This window comes from Desulfitobacterium elongatum (assembly GCF_055378975.1).
Genome location: NZ_AP038772.1, coordinates 3,322,624 through 3,345,751, shown reverse-complemented (window position 1 = coordinate 3,345,751; position 23,128 = coordinate 3,322,624). Strand labels below are relative to the sequence as shown.

At 43.2% G+C, this 23,128-nt stretch carries 21 protein-coding genes; 14 read left to right on the top strand and 7 right to left on the bottom strand.

The annotated features are described in order from the left end of the window. Window positions 1-2 precede the first annotated feature (2 nt). The 3 genes from ACZ42W_RS15825 to ACZ42W_RS15815 all read right to left on the bottom strand — a co-directional run bounded on the left by ACZ42W_RS15825 (window position 3) and on the right by ACZ42W_RS15815 (window position 3,865). On the bottom strand, window positions 3-806 hold the full coding sequence (locus ACZ42W_RS15825; protein WP_464171041.1) for a hypothetical protein: 804 nt from the start codon (window positions 804-806) through the stop codon (window positions 3-5). Between the two features lie 215 nt (window positions 807-1,021). Continuing rightward, entirely contained in the window at window positions 1,022-1,714 is a 693-nt protein-coding gene (locus ACZ42W_RS15820; RefSeq protein ID WP_464166243.1) for a class I SAM-dependent methyltransferase, read from the bottom strand. Window positions 1,715-2,080: 366 nt separating this feature from the next. After that, complete coding sequence (locus tag ACZ42W_RS15815) at window positions 2,081-3,865, bottom strand: carbon starvation CstA family protein (RefSeq protein WP_464166242.1); 1,785 nt, start codon at window positions 3,863-3,865, stop codon at window positions 2,081-2,083. A gap of 409 nt (window positions 3,866-4,274) precedes the next feature. Here ACZ42W_RS15815 and ACZ42W_RS15810 point away from each other — a divergent pair, with 409 nt between their 5' ends. The 6 genes from ACZ42W_RS15810 (at window position 4,275) to ACZ42W_RS15785 (ending at window position 7,753) form a co-directional block, all read left to right on the top strand. Next, on the top strand, window positions 4,275-5,132 hold the full coding sequence (locus ACZ42W_RS15810) for a glycerophosphodiester phosphodiesterase family protein (RefSeq protein ID WP_464166241.1): 858 nt from the start codon (window positions 4,275-4,277) through the stop codon (window positions 5,130-5,132). A gap of 40 nt (window positions 5,133-5,172) precedes the next feature. Further along, the gene (locus ACZ42W_RS15805) at window positions 5,173-5,601 is read left to right on the top strand and encodes an EamA family transporter (RefSeq protein ID WP_464166240.1); all 429 of its coding nucleotides are present in this window, start codon (window positions 5,173-5,175) and stop codon (window positions 5,599-5,601) included. A 19-nt stretch (window positions 5,602-5,620) separates the two neighbouring features. Next, window positions 5,621-5,929, top strand: a complete 309-nt coding sequence (locus ACZ42W_RS15800) for a hypothetical protein (protein WP_464166239.1) — start codon at window positions 5,621-5,623, stop codon at window positions 5,927-5,929. 126 nt (window positions 5,930-6,055) lie between these two features. Beyond that, entirely contained in the window at window positions 6,056-6,682 is a 627-nt protein-coding gene (locus tag ACZ42W_RS15795; RefSeq protein ID WP_464166238.1) for a hypothetical protein, read from the top strand. Between the two features lie 132 nt (window positions 6,683-6,814). After that, window positions 6,815-7,096, top strand: coding sequence for a GNAT family N-acetyltransferase (locus ACZ42W_RS15790; protein WP_464166237.1), 282 nt, complete (start codon window positions 6,815-6,817; stop codon window positions 7,094-7,096). 294 nt (window positions 7,097-7,390) lie between these two features. Then, entirely contained in the window at window positions 7,391-7,753 is a 363-nt protein-coding gene (locus tag ACZ42W_RS15785) for a GIY-YIG nuclease family protein (protein WP_464166236.1), read from the top strand. A gap of 89 nt (window positions 7,754-7,842) precedes the next feature. On the opposite strand, the gene ACZ42W_RS15780 is transcribed toward ACZ42W_RS15785, so the two are convergent. Further along, window positions 7,843-9,705, bottom strand: coding sequence for an ABC transporter ATP-binding protein (locus tag ACZ42W_RS15780; protein WP_464166235.1), 1,863 nt, complete (start codon window positions 9,703-9,705; stop codon window positions 7,843-7,845). 246 nt (window positions 9,706-9,951) lie between these two features. On the opposite strand from ACZ42W_RS15780, the gene ACZ42W_RS15775 reads away from it, so the two are divergent. Then, complete coding sequence (locus ACZ42W_RS15775; protein ID WP_464166234.1) at window positions 9,952-11,853, top strand: heterodisulfide reductase-related iron-sulfur binding cluster; 1,902 nt, start codon at window positions 9,952-9,954, stop codon at window positions 11,851-11,853. Here ACZ42W_RS15775 and ACZ42W_RS15770 read toward each other — a convergent pair. Both ACZ42W_RS15770 and ACZ42W_RS15765 read right to left on the bottom strand, forming a co-directional pair. After that, the gene (locus tag ACZ42W_RS15770; protein ID WP_464166233.1) at window positions 11,839-12,105 is read right to left on the bottom strand and encodes a MoaD-like domain-containing protein; all 267 of its coding nucleotides are present in this window, start codon (window positions 12,103-12,105) and stop codon (window positions 11,839-11,841) included. The genes ACZ42W_RS15775 and ACZ42W_RS15770 overlap by 15 nt on opposite strands. Window positions 12,106-12,192: 87 nt before the next feature. Then, a complete protein-coding gene (locus ACZ42W_RS15765; protein ID WP_464166232.1) occupies window positions 12,193-14,064 on the bottom strand; it encodes a sigma-54-dependent Fis family transcriptional regulator in 1,872 nt (623 codons plus the stop codon). A 298-nt stretch (window positions 14,065-14,362) separates the two neighbouring features. Between ACZ42W_RS15765 and ACZ42W_RS15760 the strand changes: the two genes are divergently transcribed. The 7 genes from ACZ42W_RS15760 (at window position 14,363) to ACZ42W_RS15730 (ending at window position 22,752) form a co-directional block, all read left to right on the top strand. Beyond that, window positions 14,363-16,168, top strand: a complete 1,806-nt coding sequence (locus ACZ42W_RS15760) for an aldehyde ferredoxin oxidoreductase family protein (protein WP_464166231.1) — start codon at window positions 14,363-14,365, stop codon at window positions 16,166-16,168. 172 nt (window positions 16,169-16,340) lie between these two features. Then, complete coding sequence (locus tag ACZ42W_RS15755; RefSeq protein ID WP_464166230.1) at window positions 16,341-16,565, top strand: MoaD/ThiS family protein; 225 nt, start codon at window positions 16,341-16,343, stop codon at window positions 16,563-16,565. 170 nt (window positions 16,566-16,735) lie between these two features. Then, window positions 16,736-17,977: a molybdopterin molybdotransferase MoeA gene (locus tag ACZ42W_RS15750; protein ID WP_464166229.1), complete on the top strand. Its 1,242-nt coding sequence runs from the start codon at window positions 16,736-16,738 to the stop codon at window positions 17,975-17,977. A gap of 27 nt (window positions 17,978-18,004) precedes the next feature. After that, on the top strand, window positions 18,005-19,912 hold the full coding sequence (locus tag ACZ42W_RS15745; RefSeq protein WP_464166228.1) for a molybdopterin biosynthesis protein: 1,908 nt from the start codon (window positions 18,005-18,007) through the stop codon (window positions 19,910-19,912). A gap of 100 nt (window positions 19,913-20,012) precedes the next feature. Next, entirely contained in the window at window positions 20,013-21,161 is a 1,149-nt protein-coding gene (locus ACZ42W_RS15740) for an aminotransferase class V-fold PLP-dependent enzyme (protein ID WP_464166227.1), read from the top strand. A gap of 6 nt (window positions 21,162-21,167) precedes the next feature. Then, window positions 21,168-22,187 (top strand): ThiF family adenylyltransferase, encoded by a 1,020-nt coding sequence (locus tag ACZ42W_RS15735; RefSeq protein WP_464166226.1) that lies wholly within the window; start codon window positions 21,168-21,170, stop codon window positions 22,185-22,187. A gap of 256 nt (window positions 22,188-22,443) precedes the next feature. Next, window positions 22,444-22,752, top strand: coding sequence for a thioredoxin family protein (locus ACZ42W_RS15730; protein WP_464166225.1), 309 nt, complete (start codon window positions 22,444-22,446; stop codon window positions 22,750-22,752). Window positions 22,753-22,858: 106 nt separating this feature from the next. Here ACZ42W_RS15730 and ACZ42W_RS15725 read toward each other — a convergent pair whose 3' ends face one another. Continuing rightward, on the bottom strand, window positions 22,859-23,083 hold the full coding sequence (locus ACZ42W_RS15725) for a MoaD/ThiS family protein (RefSeq protein WP_464166224.1): 225 nt from the start codon (window positions 23,081-23,083) through the stop codon (window positions 22,859-22,861). Window positions 23,084-23,128 lie beyond the last annotated feature (45 nt).

The window sequence follows — 23,128 nt, the reverse complement described above, 5'->3', positions numbered from 1 at the left end:
TCCTATATCATCTTCAGCTTTTCATCTACAGCTATTTTTTTCGCTTTTTTACTGCCATATTTATAAATAAACATGATCATGTCCATGGGCATAATGTCGCTGTTTTTATTGATATAACTGCAATTCAAATAATCTCTGACATATTTTTCTTCAACATCTTCATTGGCTAAGGATTCCTTTAACACGTGTTCTAATTCATCTTTAGAGATTTCGTTCATAACATATTTGATCACTAAAATATTGACTTTCAAAAATTCCAAGATTTTATGTTTATCTAAATCATTAATAAAGGTAATAGCGCTCTCATTATTCTTGATCGCTAGAAGCTCTGCCTTATGGGTAGGAGAATTGATATATCTTAAGGCATCATAACTGATTTTTACAGCCTCTTCCTGGACACTTGCGCAAGGTTCTTTGATAAACTTTATTGAATCGTAATTTTTTCGTACAGCTAATAATTGCATTTCCTCACTTGGATTCTTAACATATTTAATAGCCCAGCCGGCTTGATTTATCGCTAATTTTATTAACTGATCGCTTGGATTTTTAAGATACTCTAAGTTAACCCAGCCATCATTGATCGCTTTTATCATCATATCTTCTGTAGGGTTATCTATAAATTGAATCGCCCGGCCATTATTGTCTAGAGCTAATTCTTGCATCTCTTGCGTTGGATTATCAATATATTTTAACGTTAGTCCGTTTTTTTGAACAGCCAACAACTTTATCTCATCGGTCGGATTAGATATATAGGCTATGGCATTAGGATTATTCTTGATCATTTCAATAAGCTTTGATTCTTCCATCATGTTACTTTCCTTTTGTGATTATTTTTATGATTGCTTAGCATCATTTAATATACGTTTTAAGCTGATCCCAATAGTATGATTATACTACTGGATATAAAAAGGGTCTATAAATGCACGGTCTCCACTCAATATGGATTTAACAATTGATACAATAAGGAAGTCCAGCAGTATGACTGGACTTCCTTATTTTGAAACTTGATTCGGCAATTTTATCAGCCCTTTACCCACTTTGCCACCACAAACCCTGGATTCCCTTCTCTTTTCTCCTCGAGAGAAAGGGCCTCAGCTGTTGTTTGAACATTCGGTGGGAAGAAAAGACATTCCCCAATTTCGGCAGGTACACCGATTTGCCAGGAAGATATTTCCTCTTTGGTATAAAGAGCAGCACGGGCGAAGACAGAAGTGGGCTTGTTACGAGCTGCCTCCGCATAGTATTCACTCCAGGCACTCATGCCGGCGATGAGTCCGATCATTAAACAGCCACCGGGCTTTAATCGGCTAAAAAGTTTTTGCAAGACGTTTTCCGGTTCAGGTACGAATTCAAAGGCGGTCATGGAAAAAATCCCATCATAGGTTTCAAGTTGATCAAGAATTTCTGTAATATCCGCATGCCACCACTGAACGGGCTTAGCTTTCGAGGTGTTTTCCTCAAGCGCCGATATTTTCTTTTGGGCCATAGCCATCATTTCACCGGAAATATCGACAGCAGTGACCTCATATCCCTCTTGCACAAGCCAGCTCGTATATTGTCCGGTACCACATCCGATCTCAAGAACTTTAGGACCCGGTGCTTTAAACATGGACTGGGCCAGGTGACGTTCAACTTGATCAGATACCGAGCCAAGCTCAGTATCATACCAGGAATCATAATGTGCAGCAACGTGGTCAAAAAGTGCTTCGTTCATTCGCAATCACCCTCGTGTTCCTATTTCCTATTTTTATTTGTAACTTTCTACTTTTTGCTTTTTAATTCCTCCTTAAACTCATGTCCATTCTAATAAAAGCTCCCCGGAATTAAATTGACTCGGCCCTTGGGGTGGGGTTTATAGGAATTAGTGGGTAGGCAAAACCTGAATTTAATACAGACTAGTTGATTTGACTGTGGTCTAGTCGTGCTCAACTATACAAAAAATTAAATTTGTTGTGGCATTGGATATAAACTAAGGGCTTCCCGGGGTTTGCTGTTTGGCGCTAAGATAATGGCCGATAGCAAACTAGTCGGAAAGCCCTATTTTATTTGTGTGAGGGAACATGTCGACTATATAAATAATTTAACTCTGAGGATCGAGTTTAGGAGTTGGAGTTTCGCGCATAAGCTCAAACCATTTTCGAATCGATGCTACGAGAATGATCGTAACTAAGATCATCATGACCGCGGTTAGAAAGGCTAAAAGGTTTTTGCCAGCGGGGAGATAGTAAATTACAATGTTTTGGTATCCCGCAGTAATCGTGGTTACGGTGACAAAGATGAAGGGTAGGATCGTCGTCCAAGCATATTGAGGTTTTTTCATTCTAAAAATCAGAGTCGTACCAATTGCTAAGCCCATCCCCGCGAGTAACTGATTTGCTACACCGAATAAGGGCCAGATAGTTGAAATGTTTCCATTATAGACGAGATAACCCCAAGTAAACGAAATCAAGGCACTGGCCAGGATCATTCCCGGTAACCAGTTTACTCTAGCCAAGGGTTTGTAAATTTTCCCACCCAATTCTTGTAATAAATAGCGTCCAACCCGTGTACCGGCGTCAATTGTTGTGAGAATGAACAGGGCCTCAAACATTATGATGAAATGGTAGAGGTAACTCGAAAGGGAGGCAAGGAAAGGAATTTTTCTGAAGATATCGGCCATTCCTACTCCCAGAGAGACAGCTCCACCAGCTCGGCCAGTTACATCTTCACCAACCAGTGCGGAAAGTTGGGGAAGCTCCTGAATGGTCATGCCTAATTTCTGAAAAACCGCTGGAGCAGTATTGATGGCAAAGTAATCGGCAGGATGTAAACTGGTCGCAGCAATCAGAGCCATCAGAGCGACAAATCCTTCCACAACCATGGCTCCGAAGCCAATCGGGAGGATATCTCGTTCACGGGCAATCATTTTCGGGGTGGTCCCTGTTCCAATGATCGCGTGGAAGCCTGAAAGAGCACCACAGGCAATAGTTATAAACATAAAGGGCCACACTTTGCCAGGAATAATAGGACCACCACCATTGACAAACGGCGTAATGGCAGGCATTCTCAGGTGGGGCTGGATAAAGATAATTCCCAGTGCTAGAGCGGCAATAACACCTATTTTCAAATAGGTGCTGAGGTAGTCGCGTGGGGCAAGGAGAAGCCAGACGGGGAGAGCTGCAGCCGCAAAGCCATAGACTGCGAGAATGATCGACAGCTGTTGATGTGAATACGAAAAATATGGAGCAAAAAAGGATTGCTCAACCATAGGGCCGAGAACCACCCCGAGAAAGATTAAAGCTACACCTATGACAGTCGCCTCTCCGATTCTACCAATACGTAGCCATCTGAGATAGATACCCACAAAGAGGGCGATGGGGATGGTGACTCCAACGGTAAACGTTCCCCAGGGACTGTTAAAAAGGGCATTGACTACAGCTAAGGCTAATCCAGCCATAGTTATAATCAAAATGAAGAGCACGGCAATGGAGGAGACTAAGCCAGCGACAGGACCAAGCTCCTCTTTAGCAATCTCAGAAATAGACAGGCCGTCATGGCGTACTGAGGCAAAAAGAATAACCATGTCATGAACAGCACCAGCAAGTACTGACCCAATAAGGATCCAGAGGACGCCAGGCAAGTAGCCATATTGAGCGGCGAGGGTGGGTCCGATTAAGGGTCCAGCTCCCGCAATCGCTGCAAAATGGTGTCCAAATAGAACCCATTTATTAGTGGGGACGTAGTCACGATCATCATCGTGAACCACTGCTGGAGTCTTGCGGCTGTCATCTAAGGCTAAGATTTTTGCGGCAATGAACGAACCGTAAAGACGATAACCTAGGGTTAAGACGAGGGCTGCGACAATTACAAGCCAAATTGCATTCATGCATTCATACCTCCTAATCTTGGATTAGTTTGAAAGATTTCTCGAAGTTTTATACTTCAGGAAAATAGAACCAGGAAACAAAGAACAAGTCTCGGTGAGAAAATTTCATCGAGGCTTGTTCTATTATCAAGAAAACTTTAAGTTACCTTTAATCAAAACAAGTTTGAATTATGTTAATATATCAACAAGCTTAAGTGAAACCTCAACCACTACAACCATGGCCATGGTTATTTATGCAATTGAAAGAGTAGCAACATTCATCATAAGAAAACAAAGAGTTACAGGGAATACTCTAGCCAAGGTATCCAAGGGAATCTGGGTTGCACGGAAAAACGAATAACTAAGAGGTAAGATAGGAAAATTTGCAGTAAAGATTGACTTGATGGTTTAATAATGAGAGGAGTATTCTATGAGAGAAAGGCGATGGATAGTGGCAGGTTTTGTTCTATTACTATTGGTAGTGACAGTTTTCCAATTCGTCGGTTTCGCTAGAAAAGCCGAAAGTGCAAAGGGTGCTGAGTGGCTAACCAGTACATTGATAGCACACCGGGGTATGTATAGTGAAGCAGACTATATTCAGGATAACTCGATTTCAGCATTTAAGAGAGCTATAGAAGAGGGCTATATTATCGAACTGGATGTTTCGATGACGAAGGATCAGCAGTTGGTGGTATTCCATGATAAGAAGCTTAAAAGAGTATTTGGTATTGATTCATATCTAATTGAGACAGATTATGAAGAACTTGCTAAACTTAATTTCCCCAATTCCTCTGAGACGGTACCCTTATTCAGTGAAGTATTGGCTTATGTCGATGGCCAGGTCCCACTACTCATTGAAATAAAAAATGAGGGTGAAGTGGGCGAAATGGAACGCATGATTTATGATGAATTAAAGGATTACACTGGTAAGTACGCGATTCAATCCTTTAATCCTTACACCGTTGCCTGGTTTAGAGAAAATGCACCGGAGGTATTGCGGGGCCAGCTTTCTGGAAGTTTTATAGTCAGTGATTACGAAGTTGAGTATGTAGGGACAACCCGCTTACCCTGGTATAAAAGAGTCCTACTCTCCAATCTTATACTTAATTTTAAGAGCAGACCTAATTTTATTGCTTATGAAGTTGAGAATAACGATGTCGAGACCTTTAAAGGGTTAAGAAAATTGGGGGTACCTGTATTAGCCTGGACGATTAGAGATTCTGCAGACTATGAGAAGGTAAAGGATGTATGCGATAACTTCATCGTCGAAATATTTGACCTCAAATAATAAAGTCATAAAGGGGATTTCTATGGGAGGATACTCGTAAATGTGGAGTTACTATTGGCCGATTCTTTTGATTGTCGTATCTAACATAGTGTATAATATTGTCACCAAAGCTACCCCACAGAATGCCAATGCGTTTTTATCTTTGACTATAACGTATTTAATGGGTTCTGCTTTAGCCTTTATTGCCTATTGGATTTCTTCTTCAGACACAAATCTAATAGGAAGTTTAAAGAATTTAAACTATACAAGTTTTTTACTAGGGTTTGCTATAGTTGGATTGGAAGTCGGCTATATCTTTCTTTATCGCGCAGGATGGAATATCAGTGTTGGATCATTGGTAGCCAATATTATTCTTGCAATCGCACTTATTGTTGTTGGAGTTCTTTTTTATAAAGAGAACATGAATCTAACACAAATCGCTGGTATTTTGTTGTGTATCGTTGGATTAGTTCTTGTGAACAAAAAGTAAAATGGGTAGGAGGGAAAATATGGATTTCCAGGAGGTTTTCGAAGATATTTCTGCAGGACTGTTGGTCACGGATGCAGATTTTAAAGTAGTTTGGGCTAACAAATTTGAGAAAGAGGTTTATAAGAAACCGTTAATTGGGTTATGGGTTGTAGATTGTCATCAGGAGAAAAACAGGGAGAAGATATTAGAGTTTCTAGAAAAATTCAAATCAGGAGAGCTTAAGGAATTTACGAAAACAGCTCACGGAATGCTAATAACCTATAGCAGTTATTTTAGAAATGGAGAGTTTGCTGGAATCGTCAGAACGAGAATTCGGATGCTGTTGTAAATTTAAAAGCATAATGAGATTAAAGAGAGGAACCCTTAAAAAGGATTCCTCTCATTGAATTTTGCTAAAAAGGTCATAAAAGTTATTAGAATGGGAGAAATAATTTTCAAATGAGGTGATCAAGTTATGAACAGAGAAAAGCTCAAAGAAGCCGAAGAAAGATTTTTTATGCAATACCCCGGTGGCTTTTCTGATCCTCTGATGCTGGAAATTGCGAAGAAACATAAGATAGAAAAAATGAATAAACTGGCACAGGAAAGCTTTGCAATCGAGCAATTTGAAGATCCAATCCAAATTGCTGATTCTATGAGCAAGATTGTCAGCCAGTCCTCGTTGGTTTCGCTTTTTGAAAAGCCTAAGTTTAGAGATTTAGTAAAAACCATGGGCGATAATGAAAAAGAGCGATTATCCCATGGGCTGAGGGAATTCTTGCATGGCGATCAAGAGTTCGGCTTTGTACTAATGACAGACTTACTTACTGAATATAAGCTGGCGAAATGGCCGTTGTTAACAGTCTGCCCCAACTATTATCGACCGAGTGTGGAGATTCTCGTCAAACCGACTACAGCTAAAGGAATAATTGAGCACTTTGAATTGGAGGGACTCAAATACAGCCCCAAACCAACGTTTGAATTTTATCGGGCTTATCGAGAACAAATCAATCAAATTAAAAAAGAAGTTAATCTTTCACTGCAGTTTGATAATGCGGCTTTCTGTGGTTTCCTTATGATGTCTTTGGAGAAATTTGCGTAATAGGTGTTTGAGTACCAATGGAATGGAGATCGTTGAAGAAGATATTTCAATTAGAGCAATGGAATTAGCTCATATTTTATTCATAGAAATGGGAAAATAAGATTACCTATTGAGTGAAGCAGGAGGGAATACATGAAAGACTTCAAGAAAAATAATGATCAATTTTACTTGGGCGAAAAGCCTGAGGATCCATTAGCTGAGATTACCTTCGCTCCAACAAGCGAGAACAAAATTATCATTGATCACACCTATGTTTCAGGGTCCTTAAAGGGTCAAGGAGTAGGGAAGCAACTCGTGGAGAAGGTAGTTGAGTATGCGCGTCAAGAAAATATCAAGATAATCCCTCAGTGTCCTTTTGCGAAAAGCGTCCTTACAAAAAGCGATGAGTACAAGGATGTTCTGGTTGAAGAATAACTTTGAACCCCCATATACGTAATAAAGGTATATGGGGGTTCTGCTATCTGCAGTATTTTATGTTCCCTCGGACAAGATGTCTTGAGGGAACTTTTGTTTTTTAGCATATTCATGCGGCGAATCTAAGGTTTAGATCGATAGACATGGTATCTTACACTTAGTATTGACATCAGTGTATAAGAAGCATTAGAATAAAGTTACTAAGTTAGTAAATTACTAATCGAGTAAAAGGGGATATTTGAATGTCCCATCGAAGGACTAAATGATAATTATTGGCCGAAGGGAAGGAAAAACATGGACAAGAAAAGTCGTAAGGAGCTTCTAGAGGAATACAAGCAGATTAAGACCTATATGGGTGTCATACAAATAACAAACAAGGTCAGCGGTAAAATCTTCATAGCCGCCTTTCCCAACTTAAAAAACAAATGGTTGAACATTCAGGGCCAGCTGGTCATGGGCAGGCATATAAATTCACAGCTTCAAAAGGACTGGACTGAGCTAGGACCTGAAGCCTTCACCTATGAGGTGCTGGAGGAAAAGGAAACCGACGATGTGACTGACATGCGCTGGGAGCTAAAGCAAATGGAGAAGCCGTGGCTGGTGAAATTGCAGCCCTACGGAGACAGAGGGTATAATAAACCACCGAGAGATAATTAAAGAATTAAAAAAAACACAGTAAGAATCCTTTCAAAGTATGTAAAGGATTTTTACTGTGCATTTATATGACATTGATGTAACCTACAAGATCAAGTTGACAGGGCCTTTCTTTGTTCACGATTGTCGTAGTCCTCAAAGGCCCACTTGAATTGAGTTTCATAAAGTTCCTTGTATACACCGTCAAGCTCGACCAAATCGCTATGCTTACCCTGCTGTACGATTTGGCCATCTTTGATTACAATGATTTCGTCAACTGCCATTATGGTCGAGAGGCGATGAGCAATGACCAGACTGGTTCTTCCTTTGAGAATCGGTTCTATTGCCTCTTGAATCAGTGATTCGCTGATAGAATCCAGTGAAGAGGTCGCCTCGTCCAAGATAAGAATCTTCGGATCCTTGAGCAAGACGCGCGCAATGGAAAGTCTTTGCTTTTCACCTCCGGATAATTTAAGCCCCCGGTTGCCTACTAAGGTGTCGAAGCCGTCGGGAAGAGCATGGATAAAGTCATACAGATTCGCTTCATGGCAGACCCTTTCTAAGTCAGCCTCACTGGCCTTTTCGTTGGCATACAGAAGGTTTTCACGTATAGTGCCGTTGAAAAGATAGGTGTCCTGTGACACCATACCTACACATTTTCGAAGATATTTAAGGTCGATATCACGTACATCCCTGTCGTCGAGCAATACATTACCCTCTGTAACGTCATAAAGTCTCGGGATTAGGTTTACGATAGTCGATTTGCCCGCGCCTGATGGACCAACAAGGGCAACTGATTTGCCTTTTTCTATAACAAAGCTCACACTCTTTAGAATAGGCTTGTCGCTTTCGTAATGAAAGGATACATTCTCGAAGCTAAGCTTACCTTTGCAATCGTTTGGCACTATGGCGTTCGGTGCGTTCTTAATTTCAAGCGGGATATCAAAATACTCAAATATACGCGTAAACAGTGCCATAGAGCGTATGATGTCTACCTGAATATTTAAGAGGGAATCGACTGGACGGTACAATCGCGCCAAAAGCGCAACGACCACTGTGATGTCTCCAACAGTAAGGCCCGAGCCGAGCTTGATTATGAGAAACCCACCCGCAAGATAGATGATCATGGGCCCCATACTCGTAAATGTATTGAGCGCCACTCGGAACCACTTGCCCGCCATGCTTTCTTTGACGCTTAGGAGAGTGGTTTCTCTGTTTATTTTCTCAAATTTGTCATACTCTTTCTTCTCACTTGTAAATAGCTTTACGAGAAGCTGTCCGCTGATGCTTAATGTTTCGTTCAGTAGCTGATTGGAAGCATCCGTTTGTTGTTGCGTTTCTTGCGCGAGTGACCAGCGTGTCGTGCCCACACGTTTTGTCGGCACGATAAAAAGCGGCACGATAACGATACTTATGAGGGCAAGAAGCCAGTTTTTTTGAAAAAGGGCTATGATCGTTGTGGCAAGGATTATCGTGTTGCTGAATATTTTGGTGAGCGTGCCGACGATAACGCTTTGTACTCCATTGATGTCACTTGTCATGCGGGTGATGATATCACCCTGTTTACTGGTGGTGAAAAAGCGGTGCGACATCTGTTGCAAATGGCTATACATTTGGTTTTTCATGTCATAGGTAATATTTTGGGCCACCCAAGTGTTGAGATAGCTTTCCAAAACCCCGATAAGATTGGATATAACGACAACGCCAAAGGATAAGGCGATCAGCTCAAGGAGCACGGAGTAGTTCTTTCCGATCAGGCCTTCATCTATGATGCGTCCCGTTAATAGCGGGGGAAGTAGCCCAAATATGGACGAGGCAATAATCGCTATAAAAACCAAGGTAAGCTTTGGCCAATAGGGGACAAGGTAGCTAAATATGCGCTTGAGTAAAGCCATGGATATCTTTGGTTTATTTGCTTTTTCCTCCTCCGTGAGGTTTGAGCGCATGCCACTCCCGCGAAGTCCTCCAGAGCGCATCTTATCGTCCCTCCTTTTGTCTCGGCATTAGGGGTCAACATCGGAGCATGGTCCCTGCGTGCCATGTATCAAAAGTACCTTAATTATTAAATTATATAAAAATCTTTTTTTTGAAGCAAGCCGAAGGCTTCCAGTGAGACAAGTCAAAAAGCTGGAAGTAAAAAACAAATAGAATCTTTTTGTTGTCCCAAAGAATCTTCTTGCTTTTCGAGTAAGAAACAATATGATGGAGTTAGGGGGTGTGTTATGCAAGCCATAATCTTTTTTGTTTTATTTGGGGTATCGTTGGGCTACTTCTTATATCAAATATATAGACGTTTTTGTTCAACTCAATTTGGTAGACCCGATTATCGTAATGACCACCCGCGTGAACGATTTGTCTTTCTTTTGAAGCAAGTCTTCCTCCAAAGAAACCTCAAGGACTATCCTTTGTCTGCACTCTTTCACTCATTTATCATGTGGGGTTTTATCGTTTTAACGTTAAGTAGTATCGATATGGCTGGGTTCGGCCTCTTTCATACACACATACCCTTTATTGGGACAAATCCTGGCTTCTTGTTTATTCGAGATACTTTAATTATCTTAGCGATGATCGGAGTTATCGGTTTTTTTTCCCGTCGTTTATTTTTTAAACCAAACTGGCTCCATAACTCTACTAACGCTTACATGATACTAGTCCTCATCTTCGCCATCATACTAAGTGAACTTCTCTATTTAATAGTAGGAGCCCAAATTGGGGAAAGCCCAAGTTTACCGATACTCGCGAAATTCTTTTGGTGGATGCATTTTCTATTGATTTTCTCCTTCTTTTATATTATCCCACAGTCCAAGCATCTCCATCTTATTTTCGCTCCTTTGAACGTTTACTGGCATTCCCGTGCGCCCAAAGGCGCACTTTTGTCTGTTGATTTAGACTTAGAAAAAGAGCAAACCTGTGGGGTGAAAACAGTTGAAGATTTTACCTGGAAGCAGTTATTTGATACCTTTAGCTGTGTTAAATGTGGTTATTGTCATGGCCAATGTCCATCTGAACAAAGTAAAGAATGGTTAAAACCAAAACGAATCAATGGGCGTATACGGGCATACATGGAAGAGGAAGGATTTCAAACCGGTGCGAAAGGAAAACGACCCGTAAAAGTTGTAGGCAATCTGTTTCATCTCGATTTCATTTCAAGTTGTACAATGTGTGGCGGATGCAATAATGCATGTCCTGTGTCGATAGATCATATTTCAAAAATAATTGATATGCGACGAACCATTGTATCGGAGAAGGATAAACTTTCACCTGAAGCGAAACAGGTCTTCCAGGGGGTAGATGAATACGGAAACCCTTGGGGAAAAGAACGTATCCTTTCAAATAATAACTGGGCTAAGGAAATGGAAATCCCGTCAGTACTGGAAAAACCTGAAGCGGAATATCTATTTTTCGTGGGTTGTCAAGGTAACTTTGATGAGTCAGCCCAAAAAGTTGCAGTGGCTTTCGCGAAAATTCTACAAGCCGTTGATATTGATTTTGCCCTATTAGGTGAAAGGGAATGGTGCTGTGGTGAAACGGTACGAAGAATGGGTAATGAACTCCTTTTTCAAAAGACAGTCCGGAAAAATATCGCGACTTTTAATGAGCTAGGGGTAAAGAAAATACTAACCACCTGTCCCCATTGTTTCAACACCTTGAAAAATGAATATCCTCAGTTTGGTGGTTCTTATGAAGTCATACCTCACTCAGTTTTCCTGGCAGACCTTCTGCGCAAGGGGAAACTGAAAATCTCGCAAGAGCAAAGCAAGAAGATCACTTTTCATGATCCGTGCTATCTTAGTCACTTTAATGGTTACTGCACTGAACCGCGAGACGTCTTGGCAGCAGTTCCAGGGATAGACCTCATTGAGATGCCTCGTAGGAAAGAAAAATCGTTTTGCTGTGGCGCAGGTGGTGGGCGCTTCTGGGAAAGTAGAAATACAAAAAATCCAATCACAATGAACCGAGTTAACGAAACCCTGGCTACTGGGGCTGATCTGATTGTTACTTCTTGCCCATATTGCAATACTATTTTAAAAGAAGAAATTCAGAGAAGAGAATCGAATAAAGAAGTAAGTACCATAGATATAGCTGAATTAGTCTCGACAAACATCCTTTCAACCTCCCGCTGAAAGAAAGCGCATACGGAAGGCGTGAATCATACTGAATGCAGTCTCTCTTTCCGCCTCGAAGGTGACCTGTACTACGGGTAGGGTGATGGACCCTAAACTGATTTCACTCTCCGTTCCTAGTCTGACCTCCCAACCCGAACTCTGGATCAGATCCCAATGGACCAAAATGCCACCTTGGGAAAGGAAATAGTCTACAAAGACATGGCGTTTTAATCCACGCATTTCTAACGTCTGTGTGTAAATAACACTCATTGATATTCCCTCCGTCAAAAAAGTTAAGGCGTCCTTTGCCTATTAGGTAAGGGCGTCTTAACTTTTTTAAATATGGCTATGAACAATTTAGGGACTGATATTAAATTCCTTTATCTTCCGATACAAGGTATTCCGGCCAATTCCTAAAAGTCGCGCTGCCGGAGCAATCTTACCATGGGTTTGAGCGAGTGCATTTAATATTGTTTGTTTTGTTTGCTGACTAAGAAGGGACGGGGTCTCACGATCTCCAAGCGCAGACATAGTTTTTAATTCAATCGGCAAATCGTCCACCGTTAACATTGGAGTATTCGTCATCGCAACCATGCCTTCGATACAATTTTCCAATTCACGGACGTTTCCTGGCCAGGAATGAGCATAGAGGTAAGAATAAACCTCTTCCTCGATTCCTAAGAAGGGACGACCGAGGAGAGCGCATGATTTTAGAATAAAATGGGGGACAAGCTCACGAATATCTTCAAGTCGTTCACGGAGAGGAGAAAGTTCGATAGTGACGACTTTAAGTCGGTAGAAAAGATCCAAACGAAACGTTTGGGCCTCGACCAAGGCTTTTAGATCTTTATGGGTGGCAGCGATTACACGAACATCCACTTTATGAGGTTTTGTATCCCCAATTCTAGTGATTTCTTTTTCTTGGAGTACACGGAGAAGAGCAACCTGTGCCGTTAATGGCATGTCACCGATCTCGTCTAGGAAAATAGTCCCTTGATGGGCGAGTTCAAATTTGCCAGGCTGTCCACCTCGACGAGCTCCTGTAAAGGCTCCATCAGCATAACCAAATAATTCACTTTCTAAGAGAGAACTAGGAAGCGCTGCACAATTAAGGGCTACGAAAGGACCCTGTTTGACGGGGCTTAATTCATGAATCATACGGGCTACAATTTCTTTGCCAGTCCCGCTTTCTCCTTGAAGGAGGATGGAAGAGTGAGTCGAAGCAGCTCTTTGAACCCGTTCTAAGATTTGTCGGGAGCTTGTGCTGCTTCCAACCCATAAAGGGGTGACGGTCTGTGGTGACTCAGTAAGTTGTACTGTTCCGAAAGCACCCAGAGACTTTCCGGAGTCATCTGTGAGCCGTCTTAAGTGCGAGATAATCTCATTACCTGCTTGATTTCTTAAGTGGAGATCTAATTCCTGATTGTTTAGCATCCAGCCCTTAGGAGTGCTAAATACCTCTGCCACAGGCCTGCCAATAATATCTTCACGTTTTCGCCCGAGAAGTGAGGCACCACTCGGATTGATGTTAGTGATAACTCCAAGCCGATCAATCGAGATAAAACCTTCCTTAAGGAGATCAATGGCTAACTTTGATCCTTGTTGATAAAATTTGAGTTGACGCTCAATATCTATTGACCGCAAGTTTTGCTCGATCATTTTAGCACCCATGATTGCAATGTCTAGCACACGTTCTTGTCGATTTCCGGTTTCACCGCTAATATCAATAACGCCAACGGTTTCTCCCTGCAGCCCATGAATAGGAGCTGCAAAACAAGTCATAAAATGATTCTCATGTACAAAGTGCTCCCAACCGTTGACGGTTATAGGACTATTCTCTGAGAGCGCTGTCCCTATCGCATTTGTACCTTTTACATCTTCACGCCAATTAACCCCTGGAGAAAGGTGAATTCTTTGTGCTTTACTTAGAAAGGGACCATCCCCTAGGGCTTCCAAAATGAAACCCTTTTTGTCCCCGAGTAAGACCGTATAATTTGCACTTTGGAGCAGTTTGAAGATATAGGGTAAAACCGATTCAGCCGCACGAATTATATCTTCCTGAGAGTCACGCAATTCACGTAAATGCGAGTCAGTTAAAATCATATTCTGAGAGATTTCGGTATGATTGACATTATAACTCATGCTCCGTTGCCAAGAACGATGAATCACGGGTGAAACTTCGTTTTCGACCTGTTCACCTTTGAGAAATCTACGCCAATATACGTTCATACTGAACCCACCCCCCAGTTTTAATGAAAAATTTTTTAAAAATTTAGTTAATGTCAGAATAACACATTGATCGCAACCAAACAACAGGACATACAGAGATTCCTCTTCACAATTGCTGGAAGTGTTCCAACATGGAGCAGGTGTGATACACTAACTGTCACCAGTTAGGGCAAATCGAGCAAGCCAAGGATGAATAATGACTGCAGTATCAACTGTCGGATAATTGGCACGACTCTTGCATTTATCATTTAAATAGATACACATCTTATTAAGTAAGAAAATACAAGGAGGAAAAAGAATGGGTGGGTATACCGGAAAGATACTAAGAATTAATTTGACAGAAAAAACCACGATGATCGAATCCTTAAACATGGAGCTTGCGAAAAAATACTTAAGTGGCCGTGGACTAGCAGGAAAAATGTTTACGGATGAGGTGCCGGCAGATGTTGATGCGCTCTCGCCAGAAAATAAAGTATTTATTGCTACGGGGGCATTAACAGGTACCAACGCTCCTTCATCGGCGCGCTTTATGGTTGTTACTAAATCTCCTCTAAATGGCACTTTGGCCTCTTCAAACTCTGGCGGATATTGGGGTCCCCAATTGAAGTTTGCAGGTTATGACATGTTGGTATTGGAAGGAAAAGCGGATACACCCGTTTATATTTCCATCTTAGATGACAAGGTTGAAATTAAAGATGCTGGGCATGTCTGGGGAAAAGACGTCTACGAAACAACCTCGATTCTTAAATCAGAGTTTGGAGACGATAAAGCGAAGGTCATGACGATTGGGCCTGCCGGCGAAAATCTTTCTTTGATGGCTGCAGTAATGAATGACCTTTACCGGGCAGCTGGACGGACCGGTGTCGGTGCAGTAGTAGGTTCTAAAAATGTAAAGGCTATTATTGTCCGTGGAACTGGAAAAGTCGAAAATGCGGACCCAGAAAAGATGAAAGCGGTTCTAACCGACGTGCTGAAAAAGACACGGGAGAACGGTGTCACAGGCCAAGGACTACCAGGCTATGGAAGTGCCATCCTGGTTAACATTATTAATGAAAACGGAGTTTATCCAGTCAATAACTTCCAAGAATCCTATGATCCCGAGGCTGATTTGATCAGTGGGGAAACCATGACTGAAAAGCATCTCGTGAAAAAGCACCCTTGTTATCGTTGCCCTATTGCCTGTGGTCGCTATTGTAAGTGGGATGAAGGAGAAGGTGAAGCAGAAGGTGCTGGACCAGAATATGAAACCGTCTGGGTCTTCGGTTCAAACTCTGGTATACATGATTATGATGCTATTCACCAAGCGAATGATCTCTGCAATAAGTTAGGACTAGACACAATCTCAGTCGGAGCAACGATTGCCGCGGGTATGGAATTGTTCCAACGTGGTTACATTAAACCTGAAGAACTTGATGGCACCCCTTTAGAATTCGGTCATGCTAAAGGAATGGTAGAATGGGTTCGGAAAATTGCCTATGCTGAGGGGCTTGGAGCAAAAATGGCTCTTGGATCCTATCGACTTGCCGAAAGTTATGGAGCTCCCGAACTCTCCATGAGCGTCAAAAAACAAGAACTTCCTGCATATGATCCGCGTGGTGTCCAAGGACAGGGCTTATCGTATGCTACCAGTAACCGTGGGGGCTGCCACGTAAGAGGCTATCTCATTTCTCCAGAGGTTCTCGGAATTCCTGAAAAACTCGATCGCTTAAGCGTGGAAGGAAAGGCAACTTGGGTTAAGATTTTCCAAGACCTGACCTCTGTCATTGATGCTGTCGGTCTGTGTCTGTTCTCCTCATTTGCTCTTGGATTAACTGACTATACAGAATTGGTTAATGCTATTACGGGCTTTAACTATACAGATGAGGAGCTCCTTGCTTGTGGAGAACGGATCTGGAATAATGAACGCCTTCACAACTTCCGTGTAGGATATACAAAAGCTGACGACACCTTACCTAAGCGTTTACTTGAAGATCCGATTTCAGAGGGCCCTTCTAAAGGTCAGGTTCATCGATTGGAAGAATTGTTGCCAGAGTATTATAGCGTCCGGGGATGGGACCAAGAGGGTGTTCCCACACCTGAGCGTTTGAGTGCTCTAGGGATGTAAGGTATTTGCCCCAAATTATTATATAAAAAGAACTTGAGAAGCGGGGGACCTAACTGGTCCCCCTTCGAAGTCTTAAAGTGAACGTAAAGATTGGATGTTACTACGTAAGGATTAAATGTTTATTAGAAAGCATAAAGAGAAAGAGAAGCTTGTTTACAAGGGAGGAAATTCTGTGCGCGTAACGATCAAGTTATTTGCCACGTTCCGGGATCAGCGGTTCAAAGTTGATGTCAGAGAACTACCCGAGGGAAGCCGCGTTGAGGATATCCTTCGTTCATTAGGTATTACACCAGATGAGATAGCGATTTGTCTCGTGAATGGACGGGATGCGAATGAGCACCACACTTTGGGAGATGGAGATACACTCGCACTTTTCCCACCCGTAGGTGGAGGGTAAAAAAAGACTTAAAGGTTGATTTAAATGCATAAAAAAATATAATATTATAAATTATTTGATTACCACTCTTTTATCTAAGTGAGTATAATAAATAAGTAGACAAGTGTAGCTTGTCATCTGCACATACAAATATGTCGCTTCAAATAAGCAGATGAAAGGTGTAATGAAAATTGGGAAGTCATAGCGAACTCTTTAAAGTTAAGACCTTAGCCGAGGCTATGGAGACCTTAAGGCCCTATCTTCTGCCCTTCTATGAGCGTATTGAAGAAGTTCCTTTAACTGAGTCCCTCGATAGGGTTTTAGGTGTGAATATCCAAGTTGAATATCCAGTACCTCATTTCCGTAAATCAACAGTCGATGGGTTGGCTGTACGGGCAGTAGATACCTTTGGGGCGAGTGAGAGTATGCCGGCACTCATCCAATCACAAGGCGAAGTTCAGATGGGGATTGCTCCATTAGAATCGCTTAAACCGGGGGAAGGAATGCTCATGCCGACGGGGGGAATGCTTCCTGAAGCTTCAGATGCTGTCGTTATGGTTGAGCACTTGGATGATTTTGGTGGTGGCCTTTACGGAGTAACCAAGCCTATTGCACCGGGTGAAAATCTAATCGATAAGGGTGAAGACTTAACCTTAGGGGAAATAATCCTCTCCCAATATACAAAAATTCGACCTCAAGAAATGGGCTTGCTTGCTGCGCAGGGCGTGCTTTCTGTTCCTGTCCTACCAAGGTTAAAGGTGGGGATTCTTTCAACTGGAGATGAAATTGTTTCGCCTGAAGTCAATCCTGCTCCGGCCCAAACTCGAGATATTAACGGTTATACCTTACTTGGACAGGCCCTCGCAACCGGTGCTCAAGCAAGATACTATGGGATTGTCAAAGATGAGACCGAGCTGTTGCGTCAAACCCTTGAAACTATGCTTAACGAAAATGATGTGGTCTTACTCTCGGGTGGAAGCTCCGTAGGAGCCCGAGATTTTTCCGCTCAACTTATAGAAGAACTTGGAGAACCCGGAGTCTTATTCCACGGACTAGCCCTTCGTCCTGGAAAGCCAACAATCGGCGGAATCGTGGATGGAAAACTAATTCTTGGCTTGCCTGGACATCCTGCTTCAGCGATGGTGGTCTTTGATTGTGTGGTTAGACCGTGGTTAGATGCTTCCGTTTTAAGGGCCCAAAGTTATCCAGAGCCTGAGGGAAGACTCACACAGAACCTCTACTCAGGAACGGGGAGAGAAGAATTTGTTCGTGTTCGCCTCTGGCCTGAAGGCGATGATTGGCGTGTTGAGCCCATCCGAGGTAAATCAGGTCTGATCAGCACGATGGTTCAGGCAGATGGTTTTGTGCATATTGGACTCGATACTGAAGGGATTGAAGCAGGTAAACGCGTGAGGGTTAGCCTTATACGATAAGATTTCACATTAGGGGAGGAAGAATTAATGGAACGCCGAATCTATCTGGAGAACAAAACCTGGCAAGACGGATTAGCTCTTATGATGGAAAACCTAGCAACGACTTGTTTTCCGGAAAATGAACGCATCGATGTAAGGCGTGCCTTAAATAGAATAACGGGAGACATTGTCCGAGCGGAGAGAAGTTCACCTCATTATCCCGCCTCGGCAATGGATGGATATGCGATTCGGGCTAGTGAAACGTTTGGGGTATCTGAGCGTGAACCCCGTTGGCTTCAGTGGGAAACTCAGGCGATTCAGGTCGATACTGGAGATCCGCTCCCTGAGGGAATGGATGCCGTCATCATGTTAGAAGAAATCCTTGAGCAGGGTGAGCGGGGGATTCTTATTCAGAGCGCCGTCGTACCCTGGGACAATGTTCGCTCGGTCGGGGAGGACATCGTTGAAGGGGAAATCTTACTTCCTGTGAATCACCGCCTCCGTCCGCAAGATCAAGGCGCCTTACTCGCAGCTGGAGTTATAGAGCTTACTGTTCGTCGTAAGCCTCGAATCGGGATTCTGCCGACAGGAGACGAAATCTGTACCCCGGATACATCGCCTAAGGTCGGGGACATTGTGGATAGCAATTCCACCGTCTTAGCTTCCTTGGTCGCGGAATGGGGCGGAGAAGGTTCCATCTGGCCTATTACTTCTGATCGTCCCGAAGAACTTGAAGCCGCTTTGCTGGAAATGGCAAGAACTCAAGATATGCTCGTTTTCATTGCCGGGTCCTCCCAAGGACGGGATGATTATACCTCCCAAATCATTGAAAAGTATGGCAAACTCTATCTCCATGGCGCAGCTATTAAACCGGGTAAGCCTGTTATCTTAGGAGAGGTTCAGGGAAAACCTGCCATTGGAATTCCAGGCTATCCTGTTTCGGCATATATAACGGCCCAACTTTTCCTTGAACCTTGGGTAAAGCACCTTCTTGGAATAAAAAAAGCAACACCGCCTACTCTAGAGGCTATTCTCACGAAGAAAGTTTTCTCCACCCTTGGGAGTGAAGAGTTTGTCCGAGTCAAAGTGGGAAAGGTCGGGGACCGTTGGGTTGCTGCCCCCCTGAGCCGTGGGGCTGGGGTAACCATGAGCCTCGTTCGGGCGGATGGAATAATCCGTGTCCCACGCTTACAAGAGGGCTTCCACGAAGGGGAAACAGTTCCTGTGGAGCTTTTGCGCTCTGTGGAGGAGCTAGAAGAAACCCTCGTGGGTATAGGCTCGCATGATTTAACGGTTGATCTGTTAAGTAGTCTTATTAAAGCCCGCGGAGGATATGGAGCGATTGCCTCCGCGCATGTTGGAAGTCTAGGCGGGATCTTAGCCTTGCGCAAAGGAGAGGCTCATTTCGCGGGAATCCATCTCCTTGACCCTGAGACGGGAGACTATAACTGTTCCTATTTGGAACGGCTCTTACCTGGACAGGATATCGCTTTGATGAATCTGGTGTACCGGACGCAAGGTCTGCTTGTAGCTAAAGGAAATCCGTTAAATATTACGAGACTTGAAGATCTGGTTCGCCCTGGAATTCGTTTTGTAAACCGACAGGGAGGATCGGGCACAAGAGTGCTTTTGGATTATCTTCTCAACCAAAAAGGACTATCTAAAGAAGAAATTCTTGGTTATGAGCGTGAAGAATTCACGCATCTGAATGTAGCTGTGGCAATTGCTTCAGGGTCTGCAGAAGCTGGACTTGGAATTCAGAGTGCTGCGGAAGCCCTTGGACTTGATTTTGTACCGATCGGTGAGGAACGCTATGACTTAGCCATTCCTCGAGAATACCTTGAGGAACCTCGCATGAAAACGCTCGTCACGGTCGTTCAAGGTGAGGAATTCAAAGAGGAAGTTCTGAAACTCGGAGGGTATGACCTTAGAGATACAGGGAAGTTCATAATCTAGGGAATAGTGCAAAGCGGACCAATGTTTTTAACTTGGTCCGTCGTGCTATATTACTTTGCTTTATAAATAGCCACATTATATGAAGAAAGGAACATGAATTGTGATCTATCTGGACAATGCGGCGACTTCTTTACCAAAACCTGAAAGCGTTTATCTGGCGGCAGATCAGGCACTCAGACAGTTCAGTGGTAACCCTGGGCGATCAGGACACAGACTATCTCTGGCGGCTTCAGCGCAGGTAGAGAGGGCGCGCAGATTATGCGCGCAGCTTTTCAATGTAGCAGTGCCTGAGCGAGTGGTCTTTACACTGAATACGACAGATGCCCTGAACCTGGCTATTAAAGGCGCTATAGATCCAGGCGATCATGTGATCACGGATACCTTAGAGCATAATTCGGTTGTGCGCCCGCTTTATGCCTTAGAGAAACTCGGGGCAGAAATTACTAAGATACAGGCTTCGCCGGATGTTGGTTTATCCGTGGCAGAGGTAGAAAAAATTATTCGGCCAAATACTAAAATGTTAGTCTGTACCCATGTTTCCAATGTGACAGGGACTGTGAATGATATCGAAGCGTTGGGTGAGCTGTGTCGGGAACGAGGCATCCTGTTCCTGGTGGATGCAGCCCAGTCAGCAGGTATTCGGTCCATCGATGTACAGAAAATGCACATTGATTTACTAGCATTCCCGGGGCATAAGGGATTGTTTGGCCCTCAGGGCACGGGCGGACTGTATATACGTGAGGGCGTCAGGCTCAACTGCCTGCGGCATGGCGGTTCAGGTAACCAATCAGAGCTGCCTGATCAGCCGGAGGAATTACCCATGCGGTATGAAAGTGGAACGCTAAACATGGCAGGCCTTTCAGGACTGGCAGCAGGCGTTGAGTTTGTTTTAAAGCAGGGCATCGATAAGATCCAGCAGAAGGAAAGGTTACTGACGGAACAGATCCTGAAGGCGTTCTATCAAATTCCCAGTGTGCATATCTATGGGCCGGCAGCCGACTATGATCGAGGAGGCGTGATTTCCTTCAACATCCAGGGCTGGTCACCGAGTGATCTGGCAGTAGTGCTCGACACCAGTTTCGATATCGCGGTTCGGTCTGGGCTACATTGTGCACCAGATGCCCATGCCATGTTGGGTACACTGCAAACGGGCGGTACGGTACGTATTGGTCTAAGCTATCTGAATACGGAAGAGGAAGTAGAGGTCTGTATCAGGGCAATTCGTGAAATAGCTGATGGAGGAAGGTAATAGTATATGCCAATAGAACGTTATATACGGCAGATGACCTTAACAAATGTAGGGAAGGAGGGGCAGGAACGACTGCTCTCTTCACGAGTGGCTATCGTCGGTATAGGTGCTCTAGGTACGGTGGTAGCAGACCACCTTTGCCGTGCTGGCATAGGATATATCAGGCTTATCGACCGAGATTTGGTGGAACTGAGTAACCTTCAGCGACAGATGCTCTACACAGAAGAAGATGCCAGGCAGTCGTTACCCAAGGCTGTGACGGCAGCAGAACATTTGCGACTTGTCAATTCAGAAATCGAGATTGAACCTGTAGTGGCTGATCTCAATACTGTTAATGCGGAGGCTCTTTTGAAAGGTGTGGATTTAGTAATCGACGCCTCAGATAATTTTGCTGTTCGCTATTTGATTAATGATATTTGTTCTAAGCACACCATCCCTTGGATTTACTGCGGCGCAGTAGGTAGCTCAGGGATGACTATGAATATTATACCGGGTGACGGCCCCTGCTTCCGTTGCCTAGTGCCGAAAGCTCCACCGGCGGGCTCGGTGCAGACGTGTAGTACAGTGGGTGTACTGAGCATGCTCACTGGCCTTCTTGCTTCTGCCCAAGCACTAGAGGCGGTAAAAATCCTAATAGGCTCTAAAGAAGTGCGTAAAACTCTGATGGTAGTAGATATTTGGGATTGGCAGGTGGAATTCATAGAAGTCAAGAAAAATCCAGACTGCCATACATGTGCGCAGCATCGCTATGAATATCTGGAGCAGATCAATGGCAAAGAATCTGCTACTAGTCTTTGTGGGCAAAATGCCATTCAGGTACTTCCGGATAATCCTGGAACTATTGATTTTGAGACCATGGCAAAACGCTTAGAGAAAGCGGGAACGGTTTCTTATAATCCTTTTATGTTACGGTTTTCCGATAGCAGAGTGGAGATTAGCCTGTTCAAAGACGGAAGAGCTATTATTAAAAACGCAAAGAGTGAAGGGCAAGCAAAATCCATTTATGCTGAGTATATCGGAAGATAGTACAAGATATTGGTCAATAAGAAGAGTAATCCACGCTTGTGGCTGTACCTCCTATGGTTTTTTTTAACAAAGAGCGGATTAAGGAAAACCTTGATCCGCTCTTTGTTAATTCCTTAGTTGTGCGCCAATGAGCTAACCGTTGTAAATAAACAATATCATAAATGGGAACATTATTTTTTGGAGGTGATATTGTTTATCAATTTCTATCTTACATGAAAGCTTAAGAGTACATTCAATAGAAAGGACGGAGTATTTGATGCTTAAAGAGATAGAATCTGGCAAACTGCCTATTGTACTAAATAGTCCCACTCCGTTAGTCCTTGAATTTGGGGCAGAAGATTGTTCTGACTGCAAACGTCTAAGTTCAACTGTAGAGCGTATTTCTGATAGTTTTAAGGATAAAGTGGAAGTATATTATGTCGATGTTAATAAGGTTCCGGAAGATAAGGGTGAATATCAAGTTAAAGAGCTGCCAACTATGATTCTGTTTAAGGATGGAAAACCACAGGACAAGTTAATTGGTTACCATTCGGAACAAGAAATCTATAATTTTCTTTGTCAATAAGAAAAGAGCAAAGTCCATCAACGCACAAAACAAAGACCGAACTGAAGTTTAAGTTCGGTCTTTGTCCTGATGATGACCAGTATAAGATTTTACATAATTACATTGATTACATTCCACCTACCGGAGGTGAAAAAGCAACAGTATCCCCGCTCTGCAGGACTTGTCCAAATTCTGCTACCCGACTGTTGACGAAGCATAAAGCCACTTTTTCCACGGGTAGATCACACTTGTTTATTACATCGATGACACGGCTACTTTCCTCTAATTGAGTATTTTCTTCCTCAAATCGGCCTTCGCGTAGGTCACCAAAAAGTTTTACATTAACTTCCATTTAACTTAACCTCCTTTATTATTAGCGTGATAAAAGTATCTTGAC

What these genes read in the sequence shown, in the direction of transcription:
- ACZ42W_RS15825 (WP_464171041.1), bottom strand. Translation starts at nt 806, where the DNA reads ATGGAAGAATCAAAGCTTATTGAAATGATCAAGAATAATCCTAATGCC.
- ACZ42W_RS15820 (WP_464166243.1), bottom strand. Translation starts at nt 1,714, where the DNA reads ATGAACGAAGCACTTTTTGACCACGTTGCTGCACATTATGATTCCTGG.
- ACZ42W_RS15815 (WP_464166242.1), bottom strand. Translation starts at nt 3,865, where the DNA reads ATGAATGCAATTTGGCTTGTAATTGTCGCAGCCCTCGTCTTAACCCTA.
- ACZ42W_RS15810 (WP_464166241.1), top strand. Translation starts at nt 4,275, where the DNA reads ATGAGAGAAAGGCGATGGATAGTGGCAGGTTTTGTTCTATTACTATTG.
- ACZ42W_RS15805 (WP_464166240.1), top strand. Translation starts at nt 5,173, where the DNA reads ATGTGGAGTTACTATTGGCCGATTCTTTTGATTGTCGTATCTAACATA.
- ACZ42W_RS15800 (WP_464166239.1), top strand. Translation starts at nt 5,621, where the DNA reads ATGGATTTCCAGGAGGTTTTCGAAGATATTTCTGCAGGACTGTTGGTC.
- ACZ42W_RS15795 (WP_464166238.1), top strand. Translation starts at nt 6,056, where the DNA reads ATGAACAGAGAAAAGCTCAAAGAAGCCGAAGAAAGATTTTTTATGCAA.
- ACZ42W_RS15790 (WP_464166237.1), top strand. Translation starts at nt 6,815, where the DNA reads ATGAAAGACTTCAAGAAAAATAATGATCAATTTTACTTGGGCGAAAAG.
- ACZ42W_RS15785 (WP_464166236.1), top strand. Translation starts at nt 7,391, where the DNA reads ATGGACAAGAAAAGTCGTAAGGAGCTTCTAGAGGAATACAAGCAGATT.
- ACZ42W_RS15780 (WP_464166235.1), bottom strand. Translation starts at nt 9,705, where the DNA reads ATGCGCTCTGGAGGACTTCGCGGGAGTGGCATGCGCTCAAACCTCACG.
- ACZ42W_RS15775 (WP_464166234.1), top strand. Translation starts at nt 9,952, where the DNA reads ATGCAAGCCATAATCTTTTTTGTTTTATTTGGGGTATCGTTGGGCTAC.
- ACZ42W_RS15770 (WP_464166233.1), bottom strand. Translation starts at nt 12,105, where the DNA reads ATGAGTGTTATTTACACACAGACGTTAGAAATGCGTGGATTAAAACGC.
- ACZ42W_RS15765 (WP_464166232.1), bottom strand. Translation starts at nt 14,064, where the DNA reads ATGAACGTATATTGGCGTAGATTTCTCAAAGGTGAACAGGTCGAAAAC.
- ACZ42W_RS15760 (WP_464166231.1), top strand. Translation starts at nt 14,363, where the DNA reads ATGGGTGGGTATACCGGAAAGATACTAAGAATTAATTTGACAGAAAAA.
- ACZ42W_RS15745 (WP_464166228.1), top strand. Translation starts at nt 18,005, where the DNA reads ATGGAACGCCGAATCTATCTGGAGAACAAAACCTGGCAAGACGGATTA.
- ACZ42W_RS15735 (WP_464166226.1), top strand. Translation starts at nt 21,168, where the DNA reads ATGCCAATAGAACGTTATATACGGCAGATGACCTTAACAAATGTAGGG.
- ACZ42W_RS15730 (WP_464166225.1), top strand. Translation starts at nt 22,444, where the DNA reads ATGCTTAAAGAGATAGAATCTGGCAAACTGCCTATTGTACTAAATAGT.
- ACZ42W_RS15725 (WP_464166224.1), bottom strand. Translation starts at nt 23,083, where the DNA reads ATGGAAGTTAATGTAAAACTTTTTGGTGACCTACGCGAAGGCCGATTT.